Below are 20,997 nucleotides of genomic sequence, written 5' to 3'. Positions count from 1 at the left end.
CAAAAAACCTTTATCTATCTCTATCTTTAGTTCTGTTTCTGCTTTATTGTGTTGTTTGTAAGTTGTCTAAGTTCCTTGTCGGTTAGTGGTGTTGGTGTTTCCGGTTTATTAGTTTTCATAATCTCTTTAGATATTTTTTGGTATACCTGAGCTACTTCGTGTTTTGAATCGGCTTCAACTATTGTTTTCCCCTGTCTTTCATATTCCTGAACTTTGTCTCTTTTCGGTACATAAGCGATGTATTTAGCGTTTAGTTGACTGGCAAACTCTTTTACTATCTCGTCCTCTTGTTTTTCGTTTTGTAGTCGAGAGTTGCATATAACTCCACCCAATTCACCATCTAGTACGTTTAATCCTCTGCAGATGTTGTTTGCAGCGTACATAGGTAGGTATTCTCCAGATGTCACAATGTAGGCCATATCGACGTAATCTTTTCTCACAGGCATAGCTAGGCCACCACAGACTATGTCGCCTGGAACATCGAAGATAACTAAATCTGATTCCTCTACAACATTCGATTTTTTCGACAATTTATCTAAGGCTACAATTATCCCTCGGCCAGCACATCCAATACCAGGTTCAGGCCCACCAACCTCAACACAGTTCACACCATTAAAACCCCTGTGCACAACATCCTCCTCTTCAATAGTTTCACCTTTTTTTAAGTAACTTAAGACCGATGGTATTCTCTCTCCACCCATCAAACTTGTAGTAGAATCTCCTTTCGGATCACATCCAATTATAGTAGCGGTATATCCATTTTTAGATGTTGCAGCCGCTACATTTGATGCAATCGTCGATTTACCAATACCTCCCTTCCCATACAAAGCTATCTTAACAGTCACTCTAACAACTCCCTTAAAGTCATACCAGTTCTAGAAGAATCGATTTCCCTGAGACCCATACACTTAGTATGCAGGTCTTTCTCAACAACCACATAGTCATGGCCTAAATCATTTTTCAATGGAACAACTCCACGAGGTCCATTCGTAACAGAAATAACAGGGCCATCACTGATCTCAACCGCATGAGGCACACCCAACAAAACAATATAATCATAGTCAGGATGGTTATCCAAAATCCAGTTTTTAGCCCGCTCACCAGCAACAGGATACTCATCCAAACTACCACTAACAAAATCAAGTTCAACCCCAAACTCCTTCAACTGCCTACCAACCGTCTCCGCATTCTCACGAACCCTCGGCAACCCCCTACCACTATCCAAATTACCTATATTAATCAAACTAGAACCCGGATTAACCTCCTCCTTAACCTGATTCACAGCATGCAACACATCCGCAAAAATATAAGAAGTCTCCTTCTTAGCATTAAGCACAACAACACCCTTACTACCCTTCTCAATCAAAGAAACAAGCTCCCTACAAACCTTTAACTTAAGATCACCATCCGAAGGCGGAATATACTCATCATTAGCAGAACCCAACCTCTTCTCAACAATAGAAGCCTGCTCCAACATCTCCTTCTGACGACTAACCTCATCCTCACCAACCAACCCAATCTCCAAAGCCCTATCCAACGTCATCTTAACCCCAGTAGTATTATCACGAAAACCACTATGAACATCAACAGTCAAAATCGGAACATCACAATCAACCTTCTCCACAGTAGACCCCAAATCCTCACCAATAATCATAGACGCACAAGTCCCAACAACACCAACCAAATCAGGATCAAACCTATCAATACCACGCTCAATAGTCTCAACCAACTTATCCTCACCACCAAAAACAAAATTATCCTCACCCATCGCAGAAGTCAACACAACAACACCATCCTCCTCCAACAAACGACCATGCTTAAAACTACAGCCCGGAGGACCATGCATAACAATCAAATCAACATCAAAATCACGCATCGTATACATCGCAGCAACAATAGTACTCGGACGAGGATGCAAAACCTCCTTACCATCAAATACACTAGATTTCAAAACAAATCACCAACCACAGAAAATAGAACCTAAAACCAATTAACTCTTTACACAAAAAACCAAACAAAAACCAAAAACAACACCCCAACAACCTAAACAAAACAAAAACCCAACAACCTAAACAAAACAACACCCCAACAACCTAAACAAAACAAAAAATCGTTAACCAATATGATGAACAAAACAAACCACTGAAAACATCTAAACTACACCACCACAACCTATTGAAACAGAGAATCCAGACATTTACCTCTTAAAAATATCGAGAAAAATAAAAAATCTAAATAAACAAAATAAAATAGAATTCAATTGGATTAAATTAGGTTAAGTTGGGTTGGGTTGGGTTGGGTTGTGTTGGGTTGTGTGTTTTGTTTTTGTGTTTGTTATCGCCAGGTTTTTACGAAGTTTAGTATTGTGTCGTTGGGTTTTGATTTTTTTAGTGCTAGGTTGATGGCTTTGTCTATGTCGTCTACGTTTGTTCCTAGGTTTTGGTATTTTTTGCCGACGGTGATTAGTTGTTTGTAGTTGTATTTGTTGACGGTTTTTTTTACTTGTTTGTACTGCATTTCTTCGCATATGTTTTTTTCGTCTTCGCCTACTAGGATGATTGTGTTGTTTAGGGATTTGTTTTTTTGTTGTTGGTTTTTTAGGTATTGGTTTAGGCTTGAGATTCGGGTTCCGGCGCATGAGTTGTCGATTATTGTTCGGCCTTTGATTTTTTTGGTTTGCATTCTTCCGGGGATTCCGTTGAACTGGTTTAGTATTTTGTTTATTGATTTGGGTGTGCATCCGTTTGAAGCTGCTGTTAGCACGGTTGTTCGGATGCTGTCTTTGAAGTAGGGGTATAATGGTAGTTTGCAGTTTACTGTGCCTTTATTTACTTGTTTGGTTGTTGTTGTTTTGTAATCGATTTTGAGGTTTTCTCCATCGAACTCGGTTTTTAGGCAATTGAAGTCGTTGTTGGCTCTATCGTTTTTGATGGCTGAGTTGAATATACAGTTGTTTTTTAGGTTGTCTACGCTATCCAGTTTAGCGTTACTTGCTTTTTTGGTTTTATCAGCTATCAGGTAGTCTTGGTCGACACTTGTTAGTGAAGCTATATCTCCAATGCCTGTAAAGCCTATTGAGAATTCAGAGATCCATATATCTGGGGTTATATCCAACTCAATGGTTTTCTCTAGAGCAAGTATTGTTCCATATGGCGCAACGGATTGTTTATCGATTCTATTGTCAAGGTTGTTGTGGTAAACGCCGTTTGAAGTGTGAGCAACCGTTTCAAAACCCTCTTCTCTGAAAATCTGTAACAACAGTAACGAACAACTTGTTTTACCGACCGTTCCAGTAACCTCTACACACAGGTCAACATCATCCAAATAACCTAACTCCATCAATATTTTTTTAGTTATTTGGTGATGGTTGATCACGGGTATGTTTTTCTCTTTCGCCTTCCTCAACATACCACAGCTAGGGTACATATGTACCGGGGAAACAAGGACATCATAATCCATGACATCCTCTTTTTCACCCCGATATGGATTTATAGCAACCGCTTCACACCCTAACTCAACCAAACGTTCAGCAAGCAAATCTCCACCATGAACAGTATCCAAAACCAGATACCTACTACCCAACATAAGTCAAACTCAACTACTCAAGAGCTTCCTCAATCCTCTTAACACCAATCTCAACTATCTCATCAGACATACCAAGTGGATTGGAATAATAAACCTCAGTCTCCCCACCTTCATGCTCCAAAACATCATGACTACCTTCAATACCAAGAGCTTTAGGTATATCCTCAGTCGTATGAACACCAGGCGCTAAAAACATCGGAAACGCAACAATCTTATCCAAACCCATACCCAACAACTCATCCAAAGCATCAGGCACCTTAGGCTCATTCATACCCAAAAAACTGTACTTAACAACATCAAAACGACCCTCAAGCCGTTCAGCAAAATCCATAATCAACTGCTTATTATAATCGAGCCTACTACCATGTCCAATAACCAAAACACCAATCTTACTATCCATATATATCAAATCTCCTACAAAACCCCTTACAAAAAAAGGGCTAACAAAAAAATAAATCTCACGCAATATATTTCTACTTACCAAAAAACCCAAACAAAATTATTTTTTTATTAGTTTTTTTATGTTGTCTCTGAGGTAGTGTTTTTTTTGTCTATTGGTTAGTTCCGCTACTTCTGTTTTTTTGAGTTCTACAGATGGATGGTGGAACGGAATGTCAGTTCCAAAGAGGACTCGGTTTATGCCAGTTCTTTCAAAGGCTTCCTTGATTTTAGTGTGCATCGGCATACCTGACGTTTCCAGATATAAGTTCGAGTGTTCACCTGCTGCCTGTATCGCGTTTTCTATATAGATCCCATGGCCATGCCCCATGTGGATTAAGACTATATCTAAGTCTGGATGTTTTTTGGCTAGGTTTGCAATTTGATTAGGCAGTGAGAAAGGTGGATGGCCTGAATGGACAAACAAAGGTATACCATGGTCTAAAGCGGTTTCTGCTACAGGATCTACGACATTGGAATCGGCAGGAAATGCATCGACCAAAGGATGAATCTTAACCGCCTTAAACCCTTGGTTAACATACTTCCCGATTTCATCAACAACCTCTTTGTTGTAGGGGTTGACCCAAACTTTACTAATAAAGCGATCTGGATATCGCTCAATAGCATTCAAAGTTTTTTCATTATCTTTAGAACACAAAACCGATTTAACAAACCCAAACCTATCCATCAAATCTATCAAATCATCAACGTTGATACCAACATCGAAATAACCGCCGTAATACCCAACATGGCAATGAGCATCAATTTTACCGAAATCAATAATATTCAATCAAACACCAATCCAAACTAAACATTAATCTAATCAAACCAACTCAATCTCCAGTAAATTCAAATACTAAAATTATATCTTAAGAACTATTTTCCATTATCTATAATTCAGGTTGACGACATCCTGCTCTAAAAAAATAAATATGTCCTCCCTGAATCAACATAAAAAAATTTTTTTACTTCTTTTTTATCTATGTTTGTTTTGTTGTTTTGTTAATGGCCGTGTTTCACGGTCCATTGTTTGATTTTTCCTTTGTAGTTGCAGTGTACGCATCTGGCTTCTAATTTATTTTCTAATCGGTATTCACAATCTACTTCCCGCATATTCTTTTTCTTTCCACAGTCGGGACATAACAACTTTAACATCCCGTTCTCGTCATACAAATCAAAATCAAATATCGACATACAATCCCCAGTTAAAACAAATAAACATACATCCTATTAGAATGATTCCCATCCAACTGAAAATTACAACAAAAACTGAATCTTCAATTATATAATAGATACAATCAAAGAAGAGATGGGGTGCAGAGTTTATTGGATATCTTGTTTTTTTGGGTTTGGGTTTAGGAATTGTTTTGTAGTTTTAGGATTAATTGTTGGTTGGTTTTGGTGAGATTATGATTGATTGTTCTATTGATGATGGTTTGCGGATTTGTGTTTATTTTCATATGCCTGATGTTTTTGATGTTGGTATGGGTGAGGAGGTTGTTGGTGGTTTAGAGGAGTATGGTTGTGTTGATGTGGTTGTTTCTGGGACCCTTACTAAAACGGCGGTTATTGATTGTGGTGTTGATGCTATTCAGATTGATGAGAAGTGGAGTAGTTGGGCTTTGGAGAATCAAGGTCGGTATGATGTGTTGTTTAGTGTGACTCATGCTTCGAGTCCTGATAAATCGTTGGCTGAGTGTTGGTATATTTCTGGTAAAACTGGGGATATTCCTTTGGTTAGTATTGAGACTAACAATGGGGTATTGGCTTGTTGGAGTGATAAAGTTCGGAAGTTTGGTTTGACTTTGGCTCAAGACCTTGGTTTGGAGTTGGTTGATACACCTGATTATGGTAGGGTTTTGTGGGAAGAAGACGGTAAGACATATAAACGGGTTTTGGCCGTTGAAAAAGGCGAGTTTGTATTGATAAACGGTATCATTGTAGGTCAAGCCACTTCGAACGACATACTAATTGTTGAAGAAAATAATGAGATCATTGAGTTGAGAAATGTCGATGTCAAACAACATGGGCTAGAGAAGTTGGGGCCAACTAAAATAGAAGAAGCAAAAATAGTTTCCACCGATTCATTCAGACGCACAGTTGAGAGACGTGGCTCGATAGAAGTTGAAAAGAAAAACCAGATAGGCCTACTAGACCACAGCGCCTACAACGTCCATGAAATCGCTAGCAAGGGATTATGTGGATGTATAACAATCGGTGATGACACAACAGCAGTAGCAGGAGACATACTACATAGATACGACATACCAATAATCGGAATCACAGACGGGGACATAGACCAAATACTAAACAAACCAAAACACCACCCAAAATCCCAAATCCTAAAAGTAAAAAAAGACGACACATTTGGAAAAATAATCAAAAAAGAAATATTCAAAAACCAAAAAACCCAGAAAATGACCTGGCAACAAGCAAAAAACCAAACAATAAAACTCGCAGAAAAACACAACCAACTAAAACAAAAACAAAAAACCCAACAAAACCAATAAAAAAATTAAAAACAAACAAAAATATCTAATAAAAAACTTAAGCTAGATATAATAGTTAAAACTAATTCTATATGGACATTAGATAGGAGTTTGTCTATACGTTCCTCTCTAAAGAGTACGTCTTAGGTTGAGTTTGGTATGAAGTTGACTGAAAAAGAGTTAAAGAAGTTTTATTTGGATCTGTTTGAAGAGGTTCGTGGTGAAGGAAGGTCTACAACCAATACTGGTGAGATCGTTCGAAAACTTAAAAAAGACCTGGATATCCATGAACAAGAAGAGTTGATTAAAATAATTAAAGAGATGAACGATAAAGACTACATCCAGTCCTATGGTATGACAGACTGGTTACTGAAAGAAATCGAATAACACACCCAACATCCAAAAAAACCCAAAAAATACGAAGACCCAAAACAGAAATAAAAAAGAGATTTAAACCCCGATCAACGAATACCAATGTTTGTATAAACCCTATTTTTATTTCTTTTGTTTTGTTTTATTTTATTATTTTTTTTTATTTTGTTGATTATTTTTTGTGTGCGTTTCCTCTGAATTCGGTTATTTTTTTGTAGTTTTTGTTTTTCATGTATTGTTTTATTCCTTTGTTGATTTCTTGGAATATGTTTATGTTTTTGTTGACTGCAGATCCTATTTGGATTGCGTGGGCTCCGGCTAATATCATTTCTACTGCTGTTTTCCAGTTTGATATTCCTCCGACGCCGATGACGGGTATATCGATGTTTTTTGTGATTTGGTATACTGCGTTGACGGCTATTGGATGTATTGCGTCTCCTGACACGCCTCCAACCTGGTTTCCTAATACGGGGAGTTCGGTATCAATATCTATAACCATCCCGGTAAGTGTGTTTATTGCTACTACGCCATCTGCATCTGCTTTTTCAGCCATAACTGCGACTTCGGATATATTGTTTACGTTTGGAGATAATTTGACCCAAACAGGTTTGTTAACGCTGGATTTCACGTTTTTAGTGTATCTATAGACGAGGTCAGGATCTTTACAGATGATGCCTCCTTCTACGTTGGGGCAGCTAAGGTTTAGCTCGACCACATCAACATAATCAGCAATCTTGTTACTTACCTCTTTAAATTCGGAGGGAGAGCTACCATAAACGCTGCCAACTATTGGGACATCGCCGCTAAAACGATCAAGTTCATCTATAAATTCATCTACACCAGGGTTCGGCAACCCCATGGAATTTATCCAGCCACAACTAGTTTTAGAGATTACCGGTCCTTTATTACCTGGTTTTGGATTCAAACTGATGGATTTCGATATAACACCACCGGCACCAGAACGCACAACCCTATTCAAAGAACTGGCAGTTGTACCTAAAACACCGGCAGCTAACAAACAAGGATTTTTAAAACCCACACCACCAACATCAATCGATAAAGACATCTCTAAATACTACCACCTAAAGATATTTAATTTTTAACTACCCAAACACAAACACCAGGTATCTGTATGTTTGGGTTTTGGGTTTGGGGAGTGATATTTTTGTGTTTAGGGACAATTAGGTTTTGTGATGTATTTTATTGAGACTTGGTTTGGTATTTTTATTGTTGATAGTGAACTTAATGTAGTTGATTCTAAGTTGTATTCGGAGGATGTTGATGAGATTGTTAGGTTGAATCGGGATTTTGATTGGAGTTATGTTAAGGGTTTTGATGCTGAACCTGCTCCTTTAGATTTGGAGAGGGAGTTTAGGTTGAATTTATGGGGTAGGTATGAAGAGAGGTATCGGTCGTTGTTGCATGAGGTTGGCCATCAGGTTTGTGAAGGTGATGTTGAGGTTTCGCTTGAGGATCGGGGTGAGGATGTTATCCGGGCTGTTGAGACCTTGGATAAGTTTGATAAATCTATTAATCTACTTGGTGAGTCTGTTAAGGAATGGGCTCTTTCACATAATGTTGGTGATGTCGGTTCTGGAGAGGAGATTGCTCAAGATATTTTAGATGGTGAGATATCTGAAAGTAGTTTCAAGAGCTCGGTTGTTTATCAGGAAGTTAAAAGGGTTTCAGAGCAGTTGATGTCTCTGAAAATGGCTAGAGATAGTGTTCTTTCCTATATTGAGAGGGAGATGATGGGTTTTGCGCCGAACTTAACCAAGGTTTGTGGCCCGGTTATTGGCGGGCGGTTGATATCGCTTGCCGGTGGTTTAAAGAAACTGGCTTTGATGCCTAGTGGTACCATCCAGGTTCTTGGAGCTGAGAAGGCTTTGTTCAGACATCTAAAGGATGGGTCTGAACCCCCAAAACACGGTGTTATATTTCAACATGAATTGATTAGGAACACGCATTGGAGTAAACGCGGTAAGTTGGCCCGTACATTGGCATCTAAAATAGCTTTAGCAAGCCGAATAGATTACTTCAGTGGTGAAGATAAATCTAAAACACTACTAGAAGACCTAGAGAAAAGAAAAAAAGAGGTTTTGCAATGAATAGATATTATAAAGAGATAGACGGAAAACCAACTACTCAAAACCAACTACCCGGTGAAACAGTATATGGAGAAGAAACCATCAAAAAAACAAATGAATACCGAGTTTGGAAGCCAGAGAGAAGCAAGTACGCAGCAATGTTAGAAAAAACAAACCAAAAACCACCAATCAAACCCAACGACAAAACCCTATACCTCGGTGCCGCCAGCGGAACAACCGCAAGCCACCTATCCGACCTACAGCCAGAAGGAACCATATACTGCATAGAATACTCACCAAGAACACTACAAGACCTAACAAAAAAATGCAAAAACCGAAAAAACATGATACCAATACACGGAGACGCAAACAAACCACAGACATACCAAAAATACATCCCAATAGTCGACAACCTATACCAAGACATCACCCAAAAAAACCAAGCAGAAATAACAAACAAAAACACAGAAAAATTCCTAAAACCCGGCGGCAACATAATACTCATGATAAAAGCAAGAAGCATCGACATCACAGGAAATGCAGAAAAAATAATCGAAAAAGAAATACAAAAACTCCAAAACATAGAAATAAAACAAAAAACACCACTAAACCCAATACACACAGACCACATGGCCATACACGCAAAATACAAACCAAAACAACCCTAAAAACCCTTAAAAAAATTTTTTGCTAACTTAAACCCAATTCTAAAATAACAACGCATTAATAAAAACAAACGAATAACGCAGTAGAGCGAGGTTAACTCACCTCCTCAACTTCTTTAGCTTACTACGAATATCTCTAACCACAGGACAAACCGTTTTAGACAGATCTACAAACTCACCAGTAAACGGATACCGTCTACATCCCAACGGCCGGTCACTATAAATCAAACAACTACAAACCCCACCAATAACCCCACCACCAGTTTCATCACACTTGAGAAACGGACAGAAATCAAGGTGTTCACCAGTTTCAGGATGGAAAAAAATACCATCAACCCCCTGAATCGTATAATCCATCGAAACAAACTTTATAGCAGGATACCTCCCAAACCGAGAATCAAATACCTTCTCCCTCCACTCCAAAACCTGACTTCTAGGCAACGAAAAACGACCAGCATACTCACGACAACACCTACCACAACGCCTACACACAAAACTATCTCTAAACAAAAACTCCATACAAAAAAATAATCAACAAAAAAATAAAAAACTACCTAAAGTACAAAATGGTTTACAATTAATTTTTATGATGCGGCTTTAAAGACAACTTATCTTCCAAACCAACAACCCTATCAATACGATCCCTCAACCTCTCCCTTTCATTACTTAAAACCGGCTCTAAAAACTTCCAAACAACCCTACGTTCAACATCAACCACAACTCGATCAAAACCACCATCACCAAACAAACCACCATCAAAAAACAAATCAGAAACAAACTCTACATCACTATCCAAACCATCTACATCTCCCTCAAAAACAAACAACTGCCACTCACCATCAACCCACTCACCAACCAACCCCATAAACAAAACACCAGAAGAAAACCTAACCTCTAAAAAAGGATTCCCCTCAACAACCCTACCCAAACCAATAAAATCAAACAAACTACTCTCAAAAACCCTTTTATTCAAATAAAAACTATAATTCGGCATCCCAACACCAACCAACCGCTCCAAAATATTATATCCTTCAAATTCATCTATCTTCCTACGAACCCAAACATCTAAAGAAGGAAGCTCATCAAACTTCTCCTCAAAACTCGAAGGCCTCTCATCAGTCGTACCAGAAAACCCATGAACAACAGACCCACCAGGAGAAAACTGCAAAACATACATCACATCACTATTATACCTAAACACCTTCACCCTGCAAAACGGCTCACCCCACCAAGCCTTATTCGGAACATCACCAGGAACATACTCCCAACCCTCAAACTCATACCAATCCTTCAAAGGCCTCTCATCCTTATACCAATCCACCTTCCGAATAATATCACCAACATCTAAACCTAAAAAACCCGCCAAAACCTCCTTAGTCCCTTCCACCTCATCAACAGACACAATCGACATAACAAACACTCCAAACAAAAAATTCAACGAAAAAACAAAACACCACAATAGCAAATCAAATCTAAGACAATAAAAAACTTATCGATAACGAAAAACCATTAAAAACCATTAAAAATCACATAAACCAACAAAAACACAACACAAAACTAAAAAAAGAAAAAACTATCAACAATAAAAAACAAAACCTATAAAATAAAAGCTCCGATAGTGTAGCCAGGCCAATCATCCTGGCCTCTCGAGCCAGGGACCGGGGTTCAAATCCCCGTCGGAGCACTCAAAATACATTTCAATTCTCTTAAACCCAACATAACATACCTATTCCATCTAAACAACATCTATATCAATGTAACCATAACTCGTTTATAATTATACTTTTTACATAAAAACTATTGACTAATTTAAATTAGTCTTTTAACTAAAAAATGTGTATGTTTGTGATTGATATTTTTTTATTACTGTTTTGATTTTTTTAGATTTTTTAGGCATTTTGGTTTGTTTTTTGTTTCATCATCCATAATTAATAAACCTTATTGTGTTTTTTTATGTCTATTTATTAATATATATGGGTGTGTTTGGGTGTGTGCGCGTAGTGAGATATTTCTTTTAAGGTTGGTTTTTTTGTCTTGTTTTGCGGGTTTTCTTGGTTTTTCGAAGAATTCAGTATTATTTTTAGAAAGTTTTTTATATGAGTGGTGTGTAGGAGATAAAACATTTTGATTAGATTTCTTGGAAGTAAAAAACCAAAATGTGTTACATATAGAGGTTTTCGTAATACTTATTATTACTTAAATGTATTTTGTGTTACTGCGGTGTTCTTATGGATAGAAAATTGAGTAGAAGAGATTTTATTAAAATGGGTATTGGTGGTTTAGCAGGTGTAGGTGGGCTTTCAATGATCTCAGGTTGTATAGACTCAGGTTTTGAAGAAGAAAGAAAGACCGAGTTTATCGATATGTTCGACCGTTCAGTAAAAATCCCTGGTGAGATTGGTAGTTTTGTTTGCCTTGGGTCAGGATGTCTAAGGATGACTTCATACCTGCTTGCCGGTAGAGAGGTCGATGATTTCGTTGTTGGTGTTGAGGATTACGAGCATTCAAATATGTCGAGGCCTTACAGTATGGCTTTCCCAGAATTCCAGGAAAAACCAATTATTGGTCCTTCAAATGAGGGAGATGCTGAGAAGATTTTGAGTGTAGATCCCGATGTAATTCTGGCAGTTAATGCTCCCTCTATCGACCATGACATGCTTCAAGAGCAAACTGGAAAACCGGTTGTAAAGCTTGATCATCCTTCTACTCTGGGGGGTATCTCCAATCCAGATACAGGTATTGGAACGCTCTATGACTGTATCGAGATGATAGGGGATGTACTTGGTTTTGAAGAACGTGCTGATGAGGTTGTTAGTTTATTTCAATACTATATAAACGATATACTTGATAGAGGTAGTGAGGGCGGGCTTGATCGCCGAATCTTCGTGGGAGGCGCCACCTGGCGAGGAGCTCAAGGGATAAGAAGCACAATACCGATTTTTCCACCTCTAAAGCTGAATGGCTTCAAAAACATGGATGGAATGTTAGAGGATGTTCAAACTGGAGAGCGTGTTGAAGTCGACCCGGAGAAACTGATTGAATATGACCCTGAAATCATGTTTGTCGACGCAATGGGTGAACATATAGTACGTGAAGATGCTGAGGAGCCTGAATACCGCGATATATCTGCTGTCAAAAGCAACCAGGTTTACAGGCTATATCCATACAACCAGTTTAACACTGAGTTTACCACAGTACTGGTTAACTCATATTTGGTGGGCCGTCAACTAAATCCAGATAACTACAGCGATATCGAGCCGGTCAAGTTGATGAATAATATCTACAGCGATTTCTTTGGTGAAAAAATTGCGGAAGAGATGGTTAGTAAATGGGGAGCTCCAGGTAAAATAGAGTTATAGTGAAATCCAGAGTTATATAATGAAATACGAGCCTTATTGGAACAAAAATGAGATATGTAGGGATAGTTCGCTGTATACCTACTGGAGAGATATGTATGAGAGTGACCGGGTTATTGTCGACTGGGATTCTCTGGCAGTTAGTTACAGCAGGAGGAAACGGAGAAATGATTTCAAGTTTGGCCGTGAAGTTTTGAGTTGTCTTGTTGAGGAGGAGGTCTGTAGTAAGGGTGGTTCTGCGCTGGATTTGGGTGGTGGGCCTGGTAGTCTGTTGATTCCGTTTTCAGGTTTTATGGGTTGGATGGTTGTTTTAGAGCCTTCTAGTATGATGTGTCTGGAGTTAAAGCGGAATGCTCATCGTTATGGTGTTAGGAATTATTCGGTTGTGAACTGTGGGTTCTTGGATGGGTGTATCTCTAATGCCGGTGGTTTTGATGTTGTTATTGGTAGTCATTTTTTGTCTTGGAGTTTCTTCAAGGATGTTAAAAGGGTTTTGTTAGGTATGGAGCGTAATTCTAGAGAGTTTTGTTGTCTTGTAGGCCGGCCAGACTATTGTTTAGCTTGGAGTGAATGGGAAAAGGAGTTATGGAAAAGTGTTGTTGGAGAGGAGATTCCCAGCAGGCCGGTTCTTGATACTACACTCCATGTTTTAAGTGATATGGGTAGGGATGTCTTCAGTCGAGTGGTTTGGCATAAGGAGTTTATCTCGGTTAATAGTTTGGTTGGTCGTAAGATTAGGTTTATAGGTAGGTATAAATCACTTAACTATGAGGATAAGTGTTTTATAAAGGATTTTGTAGAGAGCCGTTTTAGTGGTAGGGCTTGTTTGGATCGGTGTTCTGTGGTTTCATGGTGGCCAGTTTCCCAATCATATTCATGATTTTTTTGTTTTTTGTGTTTAAGACCTGTTTTTTTGGTTTTTGCTTTGATATCTGTTTATATGGGTGTGTTTGAGTGTGCGCGTGTTTTTTTCCTATACTTAAGATAACTATGAGTTAGTCTTTGTAATTTAATACATTATTAAGTTAGTTTTTGTAAGTTTTTCTTACTTTTAGTTTATTAAAAAATTTATATGTATTTGAAAATGCGCTCTTGTATATTTAATATGTTTATTAGTGGATTAAAGAGGGAGAGATAAGAACTAAATCTCTATTTAATAATACATATTGGTGGGTTTTCAGGTTTCACGCTTTTTTTTCTTATTTTCTCAAGAAACGCATATAACAAAAAACTCCATGCGCGTGCAATATTATATACTATATATGTAAGTTACAGCACACAAGTACCTTTTAGGTTTCTTTCTATAAGTTGCGTTATTTAGGTTGATTTAATTAATTTGGATTTACGCGCTTGTATTTAATTAATATGGGTAACTTGTGCGCACAATTTTGTTTAAAAAAAATTATATCTCAAAAAATTATAAAGGTTTTAGTAAACTGGTATATCTATATGCTGAGTAGTATCAACAGTCCACTCGAGACTGTATTTCAATGTTTCTGCATTCTGGTATCCACGTATTTCAAATACTACTATGTTATAAATTAGCTCTATATTGATCTGCAAAATAACAACGGTATTTGGACATAATCAGGACATGAAGACCCGTTAACCGATATTCTGCTCTTCTTCTTATACTTTTCAATATAGAAGTATTGTCTAATTTAACTCATTCACAACAACAAAAGAGTAACAGTTCAAAAAACAGCGTAAGAAAGACAGTACACAAGACAACAAACAAATAGAACAACAGAAACCAAACACCAGCAAAAGCAAGGTAAGACAGCAGCAGAACAACAGACAGTAAGAAACAGCGAGATACAATTAAGTGCAAGGGGGAGAGAGACACAGAGAACGAAACAGCTATACAAACTGCAGAGTAAACAGCAGGGCCGTACAACAGGACAGCAAGACCAAGAATTGTGTTCTCAATAGGGGATAACAGCTGAACACAGAAGGATAGGATACTGCATCTGAAAAGTAAGCTAAATCAACAGCTGTAAACCACAATAAAAATTTTGAAAGAGGGTTTTTTTGTTTTTTGAGTTATTTTTGCATGTTGGGCAATGTTTTTTTAGAATGATTTTGTTCCTTTACATCTTTATCCGTCTTCAACAGAACTATATTGAACTATTATTAAATTTCTACATACACTTAGATTTTGAAACCTTAAAGTGTCAAGAAATAAAGTAAAGATGATAGATTTACCCATCATCAGTGTAAGTTATCTTCCAATCCTCCTCGCCATCATGCTCTTCAATACTATCAATCATCTCATCTTCACTAACGTCGTCATTAAGCGTAGTATCACCATTAAGCTCAAGTGTATTGCCTGATGAATCTACACGTTCTACTGAAGTATCCTCGTGTAGTATCTCGATTATTACTTCTTCTGAATCTGAACCATCATTGATAATCTTCAATTCATCTTTCCATTCCTCAGTTTCTGGTTCTGTTGGGTCTGTGTCTGTTTGGATTGTTTTTAGTGTTGTTGATTGTTCTCCGTTGTTCCATACTACATATATTTCTTCTTGTTATTGTTCTGGTTCTAGTTGTATTCTGTCTCCGGGTTGTATTTTATCTGGTATGTTTTCGGGGTTTGCTCCTTTTACTTCTATTTTATCTCTGTCTAGTGTTTCTCCTCCGTTGTGCACTATAATGATGTTGTCGTCGTTTTTTTCAACTTCTAGGTTTGTGGTTGGTGGTGTTTCACCTAGCTGTCCGGTTAGTGTAGGTGTGAATGCAAAGAATAAGACTGCTATTAATACTGTTATGGAGACGAGTAGAATCACCCCAACTACTGGGGCCAACCCATTATTATTCGGAGGCAAAAAAACACCTGATAAACTTCGTTAACTACTGTTATATTCTAATATTTAAATGTTATCTTTTTTTGTATTTATTTTAGATTTATTTTTTTAGGTTTGTTTTTTAGGTTTTTTGGTGGTTGGTTCTCATAGATTATATCTGGGTTGTAGTTTGGTTTGTGTTTAAACTTCGCTGGTATTTTGGGGGTGGGGCACGGTTTGGAAGAAGGTTTTGGGTATCATGTTGTTATGAGGGACATTTTGTTGGGGGTTTTACTGTTTTGGATAGTGATAGAAATTCAAGGATTTTTGGATAGATCAAATTATATCTCTGAGTGCTCCACCTTTGGAAGCGGTTTTGTTACAAACTTCGGTGGTGAAGCATTCAAAATAATCTTTGAAACTGCTATATAATCTGTTTAATAATTCTGTGTTTATGGGTGTTGTTAGATTAAAAATTACTTTGTAGTCGTTTTCGATCGAACTCACCTACAGTAACATGTAACACAAAACCGGTCAGTATGACGAGTAATAATAAATTTCCAGTTAGCAGTTCTGCCGACCAAGCGAGAGCAACCAGTCCGATACCTAATGGAAGACCTAGACCACCTGGTCTTGGCACAAATTCGGAGAGTCGTAGAGCGATCCAGAGCGTAAATCCGGCTATGACTCCAATTGATAAAAGTAGTGTAATTGTCAAGTCTGTGAGGATGAGGCTAGATATACCAGTAAGTAGGGCTCCGACAGTGATTCCGAATCCGGTCCGCTGTAGCAATGTGGTTACGCGTCGGAATGGAAGTGATATTGATTCATGGGGATCTGTGTTTGCTTGTTTAGTTGTTTCGGTATGGTTGTGTGTAGTGATTTGTTGGCCAGCGGTGATTTCGGTCAGCTCTTGCCTTTCCTTTTGGCTTTTATTTTCTGTATTTTCTTCAGCTGGCAATCTCGATGATCTTCTTTCGACTTTATTTTTATTGTGTGAAGGTTCGTTAATTTGGATATTGTTAAATTGGACTGGGAGGGCTGCGGCTGTTTCGAAAGTGGGGCTGTCTTGTAGTTGGAAATGTAGATGTGGTTCTGAGGAGTTACCTGAGTGTCCACATCGAGCAATCTGTTGGCCTTGTTTGACATGGTCTCCTATGTTTACTTCGATGCTGCCAGGAACAAGGTGAACTAATGAACTGTATTCGTTGGAGGCGTGCTGGATGGTTACATAGTTACCTCTAATATCACGTTTCAACGGATGTGAGATACCTGCATGCTGAGACTCAAAGTCACTGTCCAGAATGTCTACGACGACACCGTCGGCTGGGGCAAGTACTGGTTCGTTGTAGCAGTAATATTCTTCAACGGCTGTTGAAGCATTATCTGGATGAGTTTGTCCCTTGTCATCGGTTATTACGTAATCGTAGGCATATCGCTGTGTGAGTGGGAACCACGAGTGCGAGTTTTCTTTGGTGAGGCCTCCATTAACAACTGTCCAGGTTCCTTCCACCGGTAACCGATAGTTAGCTTTAAGCTTGTAGTCAGCCTCAGGAACCGCTCCTTTATAGCGAATGTAGCCGATCAGGGAACCGGCAAACTGGAATGCATCTTGAACCATCAATAGAGGATTCAAGAACGTTGTCGGAACATAAATGACGTAGAAAATAATCCATTCAAGCCAACCACTATCAACACCATCGGTCGAATCGGATCTTGCTTCACTATCACCGTGTAATAAAGAATCTATGGCAGGGTGTATGTATGGCCAGAGGAACAAGAGAAAAAAGAGGGCGAATATTTGGAGAAGTTCGGCTGATTCAATGAACCAACCAGGGATAGCCAAGAAGCCTAGTAATCCTATTTTGGTGGGATCGATTTTACTGAGCCAGCTTTTAAAACTTCTCGCATTGGTTGGTGAGTCATCCTGTATCTCGGTATCGGTTTCAGTTTCGAAGGAATCTGCTCTGTGATTGGTGGCGTCATCAGTCATTGATATTCCCTCAGCCATGGCCAATCTACCGCTCCATATTCTTCCTTCATGCTGAACAAGATTGATTTTTGAACATCTGGATAGATATGGTAGCTATCGAAAAACGCTAAAACTGTCTTCTCCAGCATCGGCTGTTTCATGTAGGTCAAAGAACCGTAGAACGAACCAAGAAAGGTTCTTCCGGTTGGGGTGTTGTTCCAGTTAACATCTCTATCAAGTTCAAGGTTAATCTACACGTGATAACACCATTTTTTGTTTTTTTTAAATAGCTTTCTATGAGAATGACTTGGTATAATTGAGTGGTGAAAAATATAGATGTATCCTTGGTTTGTGGTTTGAAAGCCGTATATGCTATGGAACATCCTTTTAAGTTGTTTTCTGGCTATTGGGGTTTTTATTTGTTTGTGGGTTGGTTTTTTGGGTTATGTTTATTTGTTTATGAGGTTTATTTTGTTCTGGGTTTTTGGTTGTTTATTGTATGTTTATGGGTTGGTTGGGTTTGTAATGAATTTTGATTCGTATTTGCGTGAGTTGTGGTTTGTTTTTTTGGTTGGTTTTGGTGGTTTTTTTGGTGCTTGTCTGCGTTATATATTTGATTTGTGGGTTGGTGGTTTGGGTTCTACTTTAATAGTTAATTCTTTGGGTAGTTTTTTGCTTAGTTTGGTTGTTTATTATTCTTTAGTTCGGAAGAGCTTATCTGAGGGTTTTGTTGTTTTAGTTGCTACAGGTGTGTTGTCTTCGTTTACGACATATAGCACTTTTATCTTGCAGAGTTTCACTGCTAACCCTGTAGTTTTGGTTTTGAATATTTTAGGTAATTATGGATTTGGTTTGTTGGGTGCATATCTTGGTAAATTATTGATTAGGCGTTTTGGAGGTATTTGAATGGAGTGGTTGTTAGTAGGGTTTGGTGGTGTTGTTGGAGCTATATCAAGGTATTTTGTGTATCTATTTTTTAGGCAGGAAGAAAGTCCTAAAGGAACTTTATTGGTGAATTCTTTGGGGTCTTTCCTTATAGGTATCATAGTTTTTATAGGCTTGGATAGTTCGTTGGCTTTGTTTTTCGGTGTTGGGGTTGCAGGGTCGTTCACAACCTTTTCGTCAATGTCGGTTGAGACTATAAGAATTCAGGAAGAGAAGGGTTGGTGGCCAGCTTTCACCAATGGTTTTTTAAACCTAATACTGAGTGCAGCAGCCTTCCTAACCGCTTACCTAATCACTCAAACCCTTATATAAAAACCTAACGCCTAAAAAATAAATTCTATGTATCTATGTAATCAAAGTTTGATGAAAAAAGTTGGTTGTTTTTTTGTTTTTTTATAGATGGTTTTGTTTTTTATTTGGTTTTTAGAAAGTTATTTGTGGGATGTTTGTGTTATTGTTTATTTGTGAAAGTTGATGGTTAAAGATAAGCATGGTATGGGTGAGCCTGATAAGGATGGGGAAAAAGTGAGTTTGACTACTAATTCTGGGGAGCCGGTTCCGGATAATCAGAATTCTAAGTCTGCAGGCCCTAATGGTCCTCTTTTGATGGAGGATTATCATTATTTTGAGAAGATGGCTCAGTTTAATAGAGAGGAGATTCCGGAGCGTATCGTTCACGCCAAGGGTGGTGGTGCTTACGGAACGTTTACAGTTACTAATGATGAAATTGCTGAGTATAGTTGTGCAGATCTTTTTTCAGAGGTTGGTAAAGAAACCGATGTTTTTGTCCGTTTTTCAACTGTTGCTGGTTCTAGAGGGTCTGCAGACACTGTTCGAGACCCACGTGGCTTCGCAGTGAAGTTCTATACAAATGAAGGGAATTGGGATCTTGTTGGGAACAACACTCCTGTGTTCTTTATTCGAGACCCATCTAAATTCCCTGACTTCATACATACCCAGAAGGAAGTTCCAGGTAGTGGACTTAAGGATCCTACACCACAATGGGATTTCTGGTCCTTGAGTCCTGAATCTCTGCATCAAATCACTATTTTGTTCAGTGATCGTGGGATTCCAGCTTCCTGGAGACATATGAATGGATATTCAAGCCATACACTATCTCTATACAATGAAAGTGGAGAGCGGTATTGGGTTAAGTTCCATTTTAAAACCGACCAAGGAATAAAAAATTTAGACCCAGAGGAAGCTAAACGAATAGCTGGAGAAAACCCAAACTACCATCGTGAAGACCTTTGGACCGCAATAGAAAACGGTGAATATCCAACCTGGACCTTAGAAGCACAGATAATGCCTGAAGAAGAAGCAGAAGAATATCACATCAACCCATTCGACCTAACCCGAGTATGGCCTCACGGCGACTATCCACCAATAGAGGTTGGTACATTAGAACTGAATAAAAACCCCAGTAATTTCTTCCAAGAAGTAGAAGAATCCGCATTCAGTCCAGCACACCTAGTTCCCGGCATAGCTCCAAGTCCAGATAAAATGTTACAAGGGAGAATACCATCCTACGACGACGCCCACCGATATAGATTAGGTGTAAACTTCGAAAATATACCCGTAAATAAACCAAAAAACGCTGAAAAAAACAACTACCACCAAAATGGATTCATGCGAACCGATGGAAACCTCGGTTCTGGACCAAACTACGAACCAAACAGCTTCGGCGGCCCTATCGAAAAACCCTCAGTTAAAGCACCTCCACTCAAAATCTCTGGAAACGCCGATAGATACAAACCACAAGAAAGAATCGACAACTACAAACAACCCGGTGACCTGTTCCACAAAGTAATGAATGAAGAACAACGCCAACACCTAATGGATAACTTCGCAGAAAACATCAAACCTGTAGATGAAAAAATACAGAAACGCCAACTAACACATTTCTATAAAGCAGACCCCGACCTAGGACGAGGAGTTGCAGAAAGATTAAACATAGACATCACCGAAGCAGTGGACCAAAAACTAATCGAACTTGACGACACAAAGATAAGAAATGCAAAAAAAGTAGAAGACCTACTTTAAAAACAAACAATATAGGAGGATTTCAATTCCTCCTCTTCCAGTTTTTTTTCCCTCCAAACCTTTCCAAAAACTATTGTACTGTTGGTTTTATAATAGCTGTTTTTTGAGAAATATCTCTGATTTTGTGGATTATGTTTGTTTATTATAGTAATACTGTTTCGCCGTGTTTGTACTGCGATTAAAAAGGTATTGCCAGCTGTTGAATATTATTTGCCTAACTTCATCACAACTCTAGAAGGGGTTTTTGTCTTGAATATTT

Annotated in this window: 22 protein-coding genes and 1 tRNA gene; 11 read left to right on the top strand and 12 right to left on the bottom strand. The window is 38.4% G+C overall.

Going from position 1 to position 20,997, the window contains the following annotated elements:
- Positions 1 to 26 precede the first annotated feature (26 nt).
- The 6 genes from AMET1_RS00825 to AMET1_RS00800 all read right to left on the bottom strand — a co-directional run bounded on the left by AMET1_RS00825 (position 27) and on the right by AMET1_RS00800 (position 5,217).
- Positions 27 to 845 (bottom strand): P-loop NTPase, encoded by an 819-nt coding sequence (locus AMET1_RS00825; RefSeq protein ID WP_086636589.1) that lies wholly within the window; start codon positions 843 to 845, stop codon positions 27 to 29.
- Complete coding sequence (gene cfbD, locus AMET1_RS00820) at positions 842 to 1,951, bottom strand: Ni-sirohydrochlorin a,c-diamide reductive cyclase catalytic subunit (RefSeq protein WP_201721222.1); 1,110 nt, start codon at positions 1,949 to 1,951, stop codon at positions 842 to 844. The genes AMET1_RS00825 and cfbD overlap by 4 nt, the downstream gene beginning before the upstream one ends.
- A gap of 383 nt (positions 1,952 to 2,334) precedes the next feature.
- Positions 2,335 to 3,561: a hypothetical protein gene (locus AMET1_RS00815; RefSeq protein WP_143406782.1), complete on the bottom strand. Its 1,227-nt coding sequence runs from the start codon at positions 3,559 to 3,561 to the stop codon at positions 2,335 to 2,337.
- 37 nt (positions 3,562 to 3,598) lie between these two features.
- Positions 3,599 to 3,985 (bottom strand): sirohydrochlorin nickelochelatase, encoded by a 387-nt coding sequence (gene cfbA, locus AMET1_RS00810; protein ID WP_086636587.1) that lies wholly within the window; start codon positions 3,983 to 3,985, stop codon positions 3,599 to 3,601.
- 99 nt (positions 3,986 to 4,084) lie between these two features.
- Positions 4,085 to 4,813 (bottom strand): amidohydrolase family protein, encoded by a 729-nt coding sequence (locus AMET1_RS00805; RefSeq protein WP_086636586.1) that lies wholly within the window; start codon positions 4,811 to 4,813, stop codon positions 4,085 to 4,087.
- A gap of 212 nt (positions 4,814 to 5,025) precedes the next feature.
- The gene (locus AMET1_RS00800; protein WP_086636585.1) at positions 5,026 to 5,217 is read right to left on the bottom strand and encodes a hypothetical protein; all 192 of its coding nucleotides are present in this window, start codon (positions 5,215 to 5,217) and stop codon (positions 5,026 to 5,028) included.
- 215 nt (positions 5,218 to 5,432) lie between these two features.
- Here AMET1_RS00800 and AMET1_RS00795 point away from each other — a divergent pair, with 215 nt between their 5' ends.
- Both AMET1_RS00795 and AMET1_RS00790 read left to right on the top strand, forming a co-directional pair.
- Positions 5,433 to 6,533 (top strand): DUF2117 domain-containing protein, encoded by a 1,101-nt coding sequence (locus AMET1_RS00795; RefSeq protein ID WP_086636584.1) that lies wholly within the window; start codon positions 5,433 to 5,435, stop codon positions 6,531 to 6,533.
- Between the two features lie 138 nt (positions 6,534 to 6,671).
- Complete coding sequence (locus AMET1_RS00790; RefSeq protein ID WP_086636583.1) at positions 6,672 to 6,899, top strand: hypothetical protein; 228 nt, start codon at positions 6,672 to 6,674, stop codon at positions 6,897 to 6,899.
- A gap of 157 nt (positions 6,900 to 7,056) precedes the next feature.
- Here AMET1_RS00790 and AMET1_RS00785 read toward each other — a convergent pair whose 3' ends face one another.
- Positions 7,057 to 7,950 carry a dihydroorotate dehydrogenase gene (locus AMET1_RS00785; RefSeq protein WP_086636582.1) on the bottom strand — a complete coding sequence of 298 codons (894 nt, stop codon included), beginning with the start codon at positions 7,948 to 7,950 and terminating at the stop codon, positions 7,057 to 7,059.
- Positions 7,951 to 8,077: 127 nt separating this feature from the next.
- On the opposite strand from AMET1_RS00785, the gene AMET1_RS00780 reads away from it, so the two are divergent.
- Entirely contained in the window at positions 8,078 to 8,992 is a 915-nt protein-coding gene (locus AMET1_RS00780) for an NOP5/NOP56 family protein (protein WP_086636649.1), read from the top strand.
- Complete coding sequence (locus AMET1_RS00775; protein ID WP_086636581.1) at positions 8,989 to 9,639, top strand: fibrillarin-like rRNA/tRNA 2'-O-methyltransferase; 651 nt, start codon at positions 8,989 to 8,991, stop codon at positions 9,637 to 9,639. Before AMET1_RS00780 ends, AMET1_RS00775 begins: the two co-directional genes overlap by 4 nt.
- A gap of 96 nt (positions 9,640 to 9,735) precedes the next feature.
- On the opposite strand, the gene AMET1_RS00770 is transcribed toward AMET1_RS00775, so the two are convergent.
- The gene (locus AMET1_RS00770; protein WP_161490694.1) at positions 9,736 to 10,146 is read right to left on the bottom strand and encodes a YkgJ family cysteine cluster protein; all 411 of its coding nucleotides are present in this window, start codon (positions 10,144 to 10,146) and stop codon (positions 9,736 to 9,738) included.
- 67 nt (positions 10,147 to 10,213) lie between these two features.
- Positions 10,214 to 11,047, bottom strand: a complete 834-nt coding sequence (locus AMET1_RS00765; RefSeq protein ID WP_086636579.1) for a hypothetical protein — start codon at positions 11,045 to 11,047, stop codon at positions 10,214 to 10,216.
- 198 nt (positions 11,048 to 11,245) lie between these two features.
- On the opposite strand from AMET1_RS00765, the gene AMET1_RS00760 reads away from it, so the two are divergent.
- The 3 genes from AMET1_RS00760 (at position 11,246) to AMET1_RS00750 (ending at position 13,872) form a co-directional block, all read left to right on the top strand.
- Positions 11,246 to 11,320 (top strand) — tRNA-Glu (locus tag AMET1_RS00760).
- 544 nt (positions 11,321 to 11,864) lie between these two features.
- Entirely contained in the window at positions 11,865 to 12,995 is a 1,131-nt protein-coding gene (locus AMET1_RS00755; protein WP_143406781.1) for an ABC transporter substrate-binding protein, read from the top strand.
- 19 nt (positions 12,996 to 13,014) lie between these two features.
- Positions 13,015 to 13,872, top strand: a complete 858-nt coding sequence (locus AMET1_RS00750; protein WP_143406780.1) for a class I SAM-dependent methyltransferase — start codon at positions 13,015 to 13,017, stop codon at positions 13,870 to 13,872.
- A gap of 1,321 nt (positions 13,873 to 15,193) precedes the next feature.
- Here AMET1_RS00750 and AMET1_RS00745 read toward each other — a convergent pair.
- A complete protein-coding gene (locus tag AMET1_RS00745) occupies positions 15,194 to 15,412 on the bottom strand; it encodes a hypothetical protein (RefSeq protein WP_086636576.1) in 219 nt (72 codons plus the stop codon).
- Between the two features lie 111 nt (positions 15,413 to 15,523).
- A complete protein-coding gene (locus tag AMET1_RS00740) occupies positions 15,524 to 15,820 on the bottom strand; it encodes a type IV pilin (RefSeq protein ID WP_086636575.1) in 297 nt (98 codons plus the stop codon).
- Positions 15,821 to 16,015: 195 nt separating this feature from the next.
- Between AMET1_RS00740 and AMET1_RS00735 the strand changes: the two genes are divergently transcribed.
- Positions 16,016 to 16,210: a hypothetical protein gene (locus tag AMET1_RS00735; RefSeq protein WP_143406779.1), complete on the top strand. Its 195-nt coding sequence runs from the start codon at positions 16,016 to 16,018 to the stop codon at positions 16,208 to 16,210.
- Positions 16,211 to 16,247: 37 nt separating this feature from the next.
- On the opposite strand, the gene AMET1_RS00730 is transcribed toward AMET1_RS00735, so the two are convergent.
- Positions 16,248 to 17,624: a M23 family metallopeptidase gene (locus AMET1_RS00730; protein ID WP_161490693.1), complete on the bottom strand. Its 1,377-nt coding sequence runs from the start codon at positions 17,622 to 17,624 to the stop codon at positions 16,248 to 16,250.
- A 651-nt stretch (positions 17,625 to 18,275) separates the two neighbouring features.
- Here AMET1_RS00730 and AMET1_RS00725 point away from each other — a divergent pair.
- From AMET1_RS00725 to AMET1_RS00715, 3 genes are all read left to right on the top strand, one after another.
- The gene (locus AMET1_RS00725) at positions 18,276 to 18,656 is read left to right on the top strand and encodes a fluoride efflux transporter FluC (RefSeq protein ID WP_161490692.1); all 381 of its coding nucleotides are present in this window, start codon (positions 18,276 to 18,278) and stop codon (positions 18,654 to 18,656) included.
- Positions 18,657 to 19,007 (top strand): fluoride efflux transporter FluC, encoded by a 351-nt coding sequence (locus AMET1_RS00720; protein ID WP_086636571.1) that lies wholly within the window; start codon positions 18,657 to 18,659, stop codon positions 19,005 to 19,007.
- 162 nt (positions 19,008 to 19,169) lie between these two features.
- A complete protein-coding gene (locus AMET1_RS00715) occupies positions 19,170 to 20,738 on the top strand; it encodes a catalase (protein ID WP_330848012.1) in 1,569 nt (522 codons plus the stop codon).
- The last annotated feature ends 259 nt before the right edge of the window (positions 20,739 to 20,997 follow it).

It is taken from the genome of Methanonatronarchaeum thermophilum (assembly GCF_002153915.1).
Taxonomy (GTDB): Archaea; Halobacteriota; Methanonatronarchaeia; order Methanonatronarchaeales; family Methanonatronarchaeaceae; genus Methanonatronarchaeum; species Methanonatronarchaeum thermophilum.
This window is presented reverse-complemented; position numbering and strand designations above follow the sequence as displayed.

What these genes read in the sequence shown, in the direction of transcription:
- cfbA (WP_086636587.1), bottom strand. Translation starts at nt 3,985, where the DNA reads ATGGATAGTAAGATTGGTGTTTTGGTTATTGGACATGGTAGTAGGCTC.
- AMET1_RS00800 (WP_086636585.1), bottom strand. Translation starts at nt 5,217, where the DNA reads ATGTCGATATTTGATTTTGATTTGTATGACGAGAACGGGATGTTAAAG.
- AMET1_RS00795 (WP_086636584.1), top strand. Translation starts at nt 5,433, where the DNA reads ATGATTGATTGTTCTATTGATGATGGTTTGCGGATTTGTGTTTATTTT.
- AMET1_RS00790 (WP_086636583.1), top strand. Translation starts at nt 6,672, where the DNA reads ATGAAGTTGACTGAAAAAGAGTTAAAGAAGTTTTATTTGGATCTGTTT.
- AMET1_RS00785 (WP_086636582.1), bottom strand. Translation starts at nt 7,950, where the DNA reads ATGTCTTTATCGATTGATGTTGGTGGTGTGGGTTTTAAAAATCCTTGT.
- AMET1_RS00780 (WP_086636649.1), top strand. Translation starts at nt 8,078, where the DNA reads ATGTATTTTATTGAGACTTGGTTTGGTATTTTTATTGTTGATAGTGAA.
- AMET1_RS00775 (WP_086636581.1), top strand. Translation starts at nt 8,989, where the DNA reads ATGAATAGATATTATAAAGAGATAGACGGAAAACCAACTACTCAAAAC.
- AMET1_RS00765 (WP_086636579.1), bottom strand. Translation starts at nt 11,047, where the DNA reads ATGTCGATTGTGTCTGTTGATGAGGTGGAAGGGACTAAGGAGGTTTTG.
- AMET1_RS00755 (WP_143406781.1), top strand. Translation starts at nt 11,865, where the DNA reads ATGGATAGAAAATTGAGTAGAAGAGATTTTATTAAAATGGGTATTGGT.
- AMET1_RS00750 (WP_143406780.1), top strand. Translation starts at nt 13,015, where the DNA reads ATGAAATACGAGCCTTATTGGAACAAAAATGAGATATGTAGGGATAGT.
- AMET1_RS00725 (WP_161490692.1), top strand. Translation starts at nt 18,276, where the DNA reads ATGAATTTTGATTCGTATTTGCGTGAGTTGTGGTTTGTTTTTTTGGTT.
- AMET1_RS00720 (WP_086636571.1), top strand. Translation starts at nt 18,657, where the DNA reads ATGGAGTGGTTGTTAGTAGGGTTTGGTGGTGTTGTTGGAGCTATATCA.
- AMET1_RS00715 (WP_330848012.1), top strand. Translation starts at nt 19,170, where the DNA reads ATGGTTAAAGATAAGCATGGTATGGGTGAGCCTGATAAGGATGGGGAA.